Source organism: Reichenbachiella sp. (assembly GCF_965233835.1).
Classification (GTDB): Bacteria; Bacteroidota; Bacteroidia; order Cytophagales; family Cyclobacteriaceae; genus Reichenbachiella.
Map to the genome: position 1 here is coordinate 2,720,493 of NZ_OZ247585.1, position 9,174 is coordinate 2,729,666.

The 9,174-nt window shown below is 40.0% G+C and carries 8 protein-coding genes and 1 other RNA gene; 4 read left to right on the forward strand and 5 right to left on the reverse strand.

Annotated elements, in window-relative coordinates; genetic code table 11:
* Positions 1-12 precede the first annotated feature (12 nt).
* A complete protein-coding gene (locus ACO6S2_RS11595; protein WP_422358716.1) occupies positions 13-993 on the forward strand; it encodes an SDR family oxidoreductase in 981 nt (326 codons plus the stop codon).
* Between the two features lie 81 nt (positions 994-1,074).
* The gene (locus ACO6S2_RS11600) at positions 1,075-2,871 is read left to right on the forward strand and encodes a M2 family metallopeptidase (RefSeq protein WP_422358717.1); all 1,797 of its coding nucleotides are present in this window, start codon (positions 1,075-1,077) and stop codon (positions 2,869-2,871) included.
* A gap of 50 nt (positions 2,872-2,921) precedes the next feature.
* Here ACO6S2_RS11600 and ssrA read toward each other — a convergent pair.
* Positions 2,922-3,317: a transfer-messenger RNA gene (ssrA, locus tag ACO6S2_RS11605) on the reverse strand.
* 168 nt (positions 3,318-3,485) lie between these two features.
* On the opposite strand from ssrA, the gene ACO6S2_RS11610 reads away from it, so the two are divergent.
* Both ACO6S2_RS11610 and ACO6S2_RS11615 read left to right on the forward strand, forming a co-directional pair.
* Positions 3,486-4,073 carry an RNA polymerase sigma factor gene (locus ACO6S2_RS11610; RefSeq protein ID WP_422358718.1) on the forward strand — a complete coding sequence of 196 codons (588 nt, stop codon included), beginning with the start codon at positions 3,486-3,488 and terminating at the stop codon, positions 4,071-4,073.
* Positions 4,057-4,428: a DUF6768 family protein gene (locus ACO6S2_RS11615; protein WP_422358719.1), complete on the forward strand. Its 372-nt coding sequence runs from the start codon at positions 4,057-4,059 to the stop codon at positions 4,426-4,428. Before ACO6S2_RS11610 ends, ACO6S2_RS11615 begins: the two co-directional genes overlap by 17 nt.
* A gap of 1 nt (position 4,429) precedes the next feature.
* Here the strand turns inward: ACO6S2_RS11615 and ACO6S2_RS11620 are convergent, their stop codons facing one another.
* The 4 genes from ACO6S2_RS11620 to ACO6S2_RS11635 form a co-directional block, all read right to left on the reverse strand.
* Complete coding sequence (locus ACO6S2_RS11620) at positions 4,430-5,500, reverse strand: SO2930 family diheme c-type cytochrome (protein WP_422358720.1); 1,071 nt, start codon at positions 5,498-5,500, stop codon at positions 4,430-4,432.
* A gap of 1 nt (position 5,501) precedes the next feature.
* Positions 5,502-6,749 carry a parallel beta-helix domain-containing protein gene (locus ACO6S2_RS11625; protein ID WP_422358721.1) on the reverse strand — a complete coding sequence of 416 codons (1,248 nt, stop codon included), beginning with the start codon at positions 6,747-6,749 and terminating at the stop codon, positions 5,502-5,504.
* 129 nt (positions 6,750-6,878) lie between these two features.
* Complete coding sequence (locus ACO6S2_RS11630) at positions 6,879-8,135, reverse strand: M24 family metallopeptidase (protein WP_422358722.1); 1,257 nt, start codon at positions 8,133-8,135, stop codon at positions 6,879-6,881.
* A gap of 106 nt (positions 8,136-8,241) precedes the next feature.
* On the reverse strand, positions 8,242-9,171 hold the full coding sequence (locus ACO6S2_RS11635; protein WP_422358723.1) for a type IX secretion system membrane protein PorP/SprF: 930 nt from the start codon (positions 9,169-9,171) through the stop codon (positions 8,242-8,244).
* Positions 9,172-9,174: the final 3 nt, after the last annotated feature.

A 9,174-nucleotide genomic window follows, 5' to 3' on the forward strand; every position in this document is an offset into this window, starting at 1 on the left:
TAATTTGCGACTATGGATTTAGTAAGTGGCAAGAAAATATTGGTAACGGGAGGAGCAGGTTTTATTGGCTCAAACCTCTGTGAAAAATTGTTGGAATTAGATAATCAGGTCGTTTGTCTGGATAATTTTTCTACTGGGAAAAAGGAGAATGTAGAACCCCTTATTCAGGATGCCGGATTTACTTTGATAGAAGGAGATATCAGAGACTTGGGCGCCTGTCATGCAGCGGTTGTAGGTGTTGATTTTGTTTTGCATCAAGCTGCTTTAGGTTCAGTTCCTCGCTCTATCAATGATCCAGTAACCACCAATGAAGTAAACATCTCTGGTTTTTTAAATATGCTGGTTGCCTGTAAAGAAGCCAAGGTGGGTAGATTCATATATGCAGCGAGTTCTTCCACTTATGGTGATTCTGAAAAGTTGCCCAAAGTTGAGGAAAACATAGGGAAACCACTATCTCCCTATGCGATTACAAAATATGTGAATGAGCTGTATGCTGAAATATTTTATAAAACTTATGGTTTGAATACGATTGGATTGAGGTATTTCAATGTGTTTGGCCGGAAACAGGATCCTGATGGTGGATACGCCGCCGTAATACCAAAGTTTATTAAAACTCTTATAAATCATGAGTCGCCTGTTGTTAATGGAGACGGTTCATACTCTAGAGACTTTACGTACATTGACAATGTGATTCAAATGAATCTTTTGGCGCTAAGCACGACTGAGGAGGCAGCATTGAATCAAGTCTATAATACGGCTTATGGGGAACGAAACACCTTAAACGATTTAACGAATTGGCTTCAGAAATACTTGAGTGAGTTTGATGCTGAAATCAATAATATTGAGATTATCCATGGACCAGAGCGACAAGGGGATATACCTCATTCTTTAGCCAGTATTGACAAAGCAAAAGCATTATTAGGTTATGATCCACAATTCAACTTTCAGGCTGGTTTGAAGGAGACAGTGAAATGGTTTTGTGGAAATCGATAAGTAGTTAAATCTGAATGTCATGTGTTTTTAGGAACTTGATCATCACTTCCCTATTTTAGTCGCTCATAAAACTAATAACCCATGAAAAAACTAGCTTTCTTTCTACTTATAGTCGCTGTTGGCTGTAGTAGCAAAACGGACAACAGCATCTCAGAAGTAGATCAGTTTCTCAATTCTTATACAAATCAATATTTAAAACTGTATGCTGAGTACAGCGAAGCGGAATGGAAGGCAAACACCAAGATAGTAGAGGGAGATACGTTGGCCGCGTATAATGTGTCTCAAGCTGGTGGTGCCTATGCTGCTTTTACTGGTAGTGCAGAAAATATTGGAAACGCAACCAAATTCCTTCAGAATAAAAAAGGTCTCAGCGATATTCAAGTTAAACAGCTTGAAGCCATTTTATATGAAGCGGCCTCCAACCCTGGAACGGTATCTGATTTGGTGGAAGAAAAAATCAAAGCAGATGCAGCGCAAAATGCAGCCCTATTTGGATTTGATTTTCAAATTGATGGAAAGTCTGTCACCACGAATGAGCTTGATGAAATACTAAAGTCAAGCGATGATCTTGATCAAAGATTAAAAGCATGGGAGACCAGTAAAGAAGTAGGTGTAGATTTAAAAGATGGATTGGCCAATTTGGTGAGCCTGAGAAATCAAACCGTACAAGCCTTGAATTATCAGGATTACTTTACCTATCAGGTGTCTGACTATGGAATGAGTAGAGAAGAGATGCTCGTATTGTGTGAAAAATTGATACAAGACATTTGGCCGTTATACAGGGAATTGCACACTTATGCCAGACATGAATTAGCCGCTAAATATGGACAAGACGTTCCAGAAATGCTTCCTGCCCATTGGCTCCCGAATAGATGGGGACAAAGCTGGTCATCGATGGTAGAAGTGGAAGGCATTGATCTTGATGCGATATTAGAAGAGAAAGGTTCAGAATGGTTGGTGAAGCAGGCCGAACAATTTTATGTGAGTATGGGGTTTGAGCCTTTACCTCAGAGTTTTTATGACAAATCTAGTTTGTATCCTTTACCTGAAGGCGTGGATTACAAAAAGAACAATCATGCTTCAGCCTGGCACATGGATTTGCAGCAGGATGTAAGAAGTTTGATGAGTGTGACACCGAATTCCAGATGGTATGAAACCACTCATCATGAGTTGGGGCATATCTATTACTATATGGAATACACCAATCCAAATGTGCCTCCATTGTTGAGAGGAGGGGCTAATAGAGCCTTCCATGAAGGTGTGGGTTCTCAAATGGGACTAGCTGCTACGCAGAAGCCATTTTTGGAAGGACTTGGCTTAATAGAAAAAGGTGTGAAAACAGATGAAATGCAAACTTTGCTCAAAGAAGCGCTGGATATGGTTGTTGTTATGCCATGGGGCTCTGGAGTGATGACGCAGTTTGAGAATAGCTTGTATGCAGAGTCACTATCTATCGATCAGTACAATCAAAAATGGTGGGAATTGAAGAAAAAGTATCAAGGGATTGTGCCTCCGTCAGATAGAGGAGAGGAATATTGTGATGCAGCGTCCAAGACGCATATCAACAACGACCCAGCACAGTATTATGACTATAGTTTGTCTACCGTGATTTTGTTTCAACTGCATAATCACATTGCCGAAAATATTCTGAAGCAAGACCCTCGTGCCACAAACTACTATGGTTCGAAAGAAGCTGGTGCATTCTTGCAAAACATCTTGTCCAAGGGTGCTACCGAAGACTGGAGAAAGTTAATGAAAGAAAACACTGGGGAGGAAATCAGTGCCAAGGCTATGCTCAAGTATTTCGATCCCTTGATGGCCTACTTACAAGAAAAAAATAAAGGAAGAACTCATACATTGGGTGATAGTCCGATGTAACATAAGAGTTGAACTAAATAAAAAAGGCTATGGAGTTCCATAGCCTTTTTTTGTGGAGTCGGAGGGAATCGAACCCTCGTCCAGATAAGGTCATATTGGACCGTCTACATGCATAGTTGAAACTTATAATCTCGTAGGAGAGCTGGCGTTCAACAACCCACTTTTCCTACCAGTTACTTTAGCTTCGCTATCGGTTAGCAACTTCACCTCAAGCTAGTCTTACTGGGTGACACCCCTTGATCCTGCTCATAAGACAAAAGCCTGGAGGGATGTGTCTGTCTTGACTCTTAGCCAAGATTAATAATTTTCGCTATCGCAAAAAATTAAGCAGCCATGGCGTAATTAGATTCGCCAAATAGAATATGAGTAAATTGATCACGCGTGCTTACTCAACACCCGACATGCAAGTACAATATCCACACTTACTGTCAAAACCGGTCGACCCCATAAATCAATGAACGGCAACAAGCGTTTCACTTTTTGCGGTTGCAAACTTAGCGGATTATACGAGAATATATGATTCAGAGATGTTAGATTTTATAAATTGAATCAGCGCTAAGAAAATTTTTCAATGGATTGAACCATTTGATAAAGTATACGACTTCCTTTTGACCATGCACGAAAAATCAAATATACTGGATGAGTGGTTGGTGCTCAACGCACAGCAGGGTGATCAGGCAGCTTTTCGTCAATTGGTAACAAAATGGCATCAAAAACTGCTGTACCAATCTTATATCAGGACCAATGATTGGGAGCAATCCGAAGATATTGTGCAGGATGTTTGGCAGTGGCTGGTCGTTAATCTTACCAAGCTAAAAGATGTCAATAAGTTCAGTGCTTGGATAAGAACTATTGTAGATCGTAGGTCTATTGATTGGGTGCGCAAGCACCAAAAGGAAAGAGTAAACCAAAAACAGTATCTAAATGGAATTGATCAAACTGATAACCCTGGCCTTACAACTTATTCTGATACTACTTCAGCTTTTGATGAACACTCCATAGTTGTTCTGGAAAAAACACTGGAGCAGTTGAATGCAGATAGTAAGTTGGTATTGATACTTTATTATCTAGAGTCAAATTCTATTGAGTCGATAGCTGAAATTCTGGGTATTCCAAAGGGAACTGTTAAATCCAGACTGTTTCACGCTCGCGAAAAATTAAAGAAACTTTTAAAACCAAAAATTCATGAAAAATCAGAATGAAGAAATTGATGAAATGATCAAAACTGCACTCTCAAAAGAAGAAGCAGTCTTTTATGAGGATTTAAGAGAGCAATCTCCTTTTGAAATGATTGTTGGACTGTATGAAGGAAAAATGAAGTGGTGGACCGTTGGAAGTGTATTGGTATCATTATCTTTTATTGGGTTGTCAGTGTTTTGTTTGTTAAAGGTTTTGGAGGTGGAAAATACCAATTCTTTGATCCGATGGAGTTTGGCACTGATCGGGTCTATGTCAGTACCAACCATGCTCAAACTTTGGAATTGGAATCAAATGCAGCGAAACTCTATTCTTCGAGAAATCAAGAGGTTACAACTGTTAATAGCACATAAAGAATAAGTTACATTTTTTCAATCCATGACTTGATTAACGCAATTCCTTCGTTGTGAGGTATTGTTCGTCCCAGCTCTGGCATCATGGTACCAGGTTCGGTGGTTTGCATTCGATGGACAAGGATAGAGGCATTGGGATAGCCTGGTACAATACCATACTTAAGATTGGCTGAACCTCGACCCGCTGCAACCGGTTTTTTGTTTACACCCAAACGATAAGGATCAGATTCATGAATGGTCAGATTTAACCCACTGTTCTTTGCAGGCCCTTCATCGTTGTGGCAATGGGCACAGTTGATATCTAAATAAGCACGCGCCCGGTCATCTAAGCTTCCGGACGTTTCCTCGTTCCATTGCGCAAGTTTAGGAAGCTCTCCCTTAGGTAATTCTATCCATTTCAAATTGGCCATCTGAATCAACTGATTAACTCCACTGGAATCTGATGGGTTTATGTGGTTAAGCTGACGGACAGAAGGACCAATTGGAGTCATTTGTCCACCTTTGTCATGGCAGCTTTTACATTGGTTCATGTCTGGAATATTATAGCTCAGTTGGTCTTTCTCGACGAGATCTATTGGAACCTTTCCTCCTGTTATTTCCAGATAGGCTTCTGATTGTTCTGTATTCCAGATATAAGGTAGTGCTATCCAACCATCAGTTTTGCGAATGAGGAGACGGGTTTCTAAGATTTTATTTGAAGAGGAATTTAACTGCCGAGTATCGTAATAGAAATTTTTGATAAGAACAGTTCCAATTGGGAAATCTAATACCTCTTTTTCACGATAACCTATTTTCTCACCTTTCGGTAGATAAATGAAACGCTTCTTTTTCGCGTAATCTGAGAATAAAGGCGTATTTAAATCATAGGGCAATACATTTTCAGCAGGAGATAGATCAGATAGTTTTCCATTGAAGAAATTATAATCAGAAAGTTTGGTAAACCCCAAAGAAGCATATTGTACTTGTTCAGAAATGGTCTGATCACTGCCTTTAGGCACAGGTATTTCTATTTTGGTTTGCCTGGATTGCTGACATGAAATAAAAGCGAAAACAACTAGTCCATAAATGAATGTTCTCATATTAGTTGCAATTGAATATGGCTGGGTTCACTTCAAGTCCTTCAAATTCATTGGCGGCATCAAGGTTGACTGATTTGACCCCTTCAGCCTCTCGGACACAGATGGCATAATCAGGATTGATACTCCCATCTGCTAAAAAATAGTCAGGTGATTGGAGTCCATCCCAGGCCACTTGAGGAATGTCCGTACCGAACTTAAGCAAAAAAAGCTTTCCAAAGTCATTACTCAAATTGGGTAGGAGGTAGCTGTTCTCATAAGAGTTGTTGTAGACCTTTATGTTACCTACGAATGGGTCGTAGTTGATATCAAGTTCATTTTGTTTCTCTAACTCTTCTCGACTACCACCGCCTCCAGTGTTCTCATCCCCGCCCATGGCTTCGAGCAAAGAATAACTCACCATTCCTACACCAATAGTTTTGTTGTTTCTAATCGTATTATCGTGTATTTGCACGCCTTTTGTTGCCAATACTAAAATTCCAGTGCCAGGAGGGGTAACACCAACCATGTTTCCTGGTGGTGCAAAATTCTCCATGTTGTTTTCATAAACATTGTTGTTATACACCTCTATGTTTCTTCCGTATTGAGTTAAACCCGGCAAATCAAAGACTAGGATGCCCCCGGTATTTTCATAAGAAGTATTTTTTCTGATGATTACTTCTTTGGAGTTTTCGCTTTCAATTCCTGCGACATTCCAATAGGTAGTATTGCCCTCTATAAGCACTGTATCAGATTGCCCTACATATATACCCGCGTCGCTGGCACCAAAAACAATGCAATTTCTGACTGTTACATTTTTGCATAGCACAGGGTAGAGACCATAGGCACCATTGGTTGAGTCTACTTTTCCAGTCCAGCCAACCGTTAAGTCTTCAAATAGGATACCTTCGGTATCTGTTACTTTGATATTGTCCCCAGCTGCATCTTCAATGGTGAAGTCTTGTAGTGTGATGTTCTTACAGTTGGCAATGCGAATGCCTTCGGCACCTTGTGTCTGATTTTTAAAAGAAAGAATAGTCTTGTCTTTGCCTTGTCCTTTGATAATAACATTGGTTTTACCTTCAAGGATCAAACTTTTGTCAAAACTAAATTGTCCTTCAGGAAGTTCGATTGTGGAACTGTCCTTTGAGAGAATGAAAGAAGTGAGAATTGTTTTTTGCTGATCAGAAAATTGTCGAGGTGGATTGTATTCTAGTGAATCCGAACAGGATATTAGAAATAAGAAGAATGTACAGTAAACAATGAATTTCATAGTCTGAGTTGATATTTGTCAACTTCAATTTAATCAATTAATTGCCTGAATATGAAATGAACAGAGCACTATTTGAACAAATCATTAATTCGTTCAAATAGTGCCAAGCTTTGTTTTATGAAGGATACCTTATATTGGGTTTTCGATGGACGGGCTTTGTGGGGTGAAAGCTTCATAGCCATTTTCGGTGATATAAAAACAGTCTTCCAATCTCACTCCAAACTCACCGTAAATATAGATGCCGGGTTCATTCGAAAAGCACATACCAGGTTGCATAGGAGTGGAGTTACCTTTTACCAGATACTCCCATTCATGAAAGTCCATACCTATTCCATGACCCACTCGATGAAAGAAGTTTTCATATCCATTACCAAACCCATGTTTATCAACGATAGCTCTCGCCGTTGCGTCTAATTGTTCACACGGTACTCCAGCTTTCGCTTGCTCATACACGGCGGTTTGCGCTTCTTTTACAATGTTCCAAATGTCCTGCTGACGTTGTGTTGGTTTTCCGAATATGGTTGTTCTTGTAATATCAGCCTGGTAGCCACCAAGTTTGCAGCCACCATCGATTAATACCAGGTCGCCTTCTTTTAGCTGTTGAGCCGTTTTGCTTCCATGCGGGAATGCAGTGTACTCGCCAAACATGGCACCTGCCCATCCAGCTTCAGTAGCTCCTAAGGCTGTGCTAGCCTCTGCAACGATGGCACTGAGTTCGTATTGAGATATACCTTCTTTGAGTTTTGAAAAACCTATGCGATAGGCCTCAAGTGTAATCTCATTGGCTTTTTTCATTAAAGCCAGCTCTTTAGGTGTTTTGACAGCCCTGCATCCAGCAGTAATGGGTTTTGCATTGAGAATGGTAGTCTGGCCTAGAAAGGAGGCAATTCCGTCTGACTGAAAGAAACGTACATTCTCTTCAATACCCAAAGTGGCTGTAGCTCCGCTTTTGTCCTTGAAAAGTTGGGCTACTAATTGGAATGGATTTTCATGTTCTTCCCAACTAGCCACATCACCTGGCAGGGTTATCATTTCTTCTAATCGCTCTTTTTCAAATGCCGGACCAATATATTTCAGTGTGGCATCAGAAAAAATGAGAACGCCTGTGAGCCGCTCGCTCGGCCACCATTTGATGCCGGTAAAATATTCTAGAGAAGTGCCAGATTCAACAAAAATGGCATCAAATTGATGTTGTTGCATCAGTTTGGAGGCTTGCTCAATACGTTGAGTTCTATCTTGAGCATTGATAAATTCAATACCATCAGTAATTGATTCAATTTTAATCTGTTGGTCGGATTGTTCGGTGGAGGCACATGATGTTGCACCGACTAGTGCTATGCCGGAGCCTGCCAAGGCACTGTTTTCAATAAATTTTCTTCTGTTCACTTTGGTAAGTCATTAATGAAAAACCAATTTAGTGAAAATCCTAAAATAGAAATAAAAGAGTTGATGAACGGTCAAAAAAATCCCGCGATAAGCGGGATAAGTATTTTTAAAAGTATACAGGACAGAGTCCATCTTTTTTGCTGAACTTCAGTGGAATCCTATAATTTAAGAATATCTCATGTGACCCGGCGGTATATGTACCTAGGCTACCGAATGGTATGTCATAGGCATAGCCAATCCTAAAGTTCTCGTTTAATACCAACTGTGTCATCAGCGAAAATGAATCCTGGTAGCGATAGGATACACCTGCATACACAATTTCATTGATAATGAAGTTTAAGTTAATATCAAAAGCCGCAGGAGAGTTGTCTTGTAAACGAACCAGCACAGAAGGGCTAATCTTAAGATTGCGACTTATATCCTTGACAAAACCAGCATTAATATAATAGTATCTAGAGGCCTTTCCTTCCGAGGGAATTGCTCCATCTCCAGAACCTTCAATGACCTCAGGAGTTAGAAAATAAGGAATAGAAGCTCCAATAAAATAATCTCTATTGGCAAAATATATTCCCATACCAAAATTGGGATTAAAGGTTTTAGAGAATACGAATAGGGGATCGTCTTGTGTAAGAACATTAACACGATCCAAGTTGGACGTTCGTTGATCGAAGCCTCCTTGAAGTCCCATAGCCAATATTCCTTTGTTCATTCTGATTTTATAGGCAAAACTTCCGTAAACACTGTATTGTTCGTGGACACCAACTGCATCTCTAACTACATTTAGTCCTACACCTACATTTTTCTCTCTCAGAGTTGTATGAGCAGTCAGTGACTGATAGACCGGTGCCCCATCAATATTGACCCATTGGTTTCTATTAGTCAAAATAGCGGAGAACAAATTTAAACTGCCTGCATAAGCTGGATTTAGCGCAAGGCCGTTGTAGGGGTAAGTAGAGAATACAGGTCTTTGCTGAGCTACAACCAGCTGACACACACACACCAATACACCTATTAAAAATCCTTTTACAAGTTTCATTTA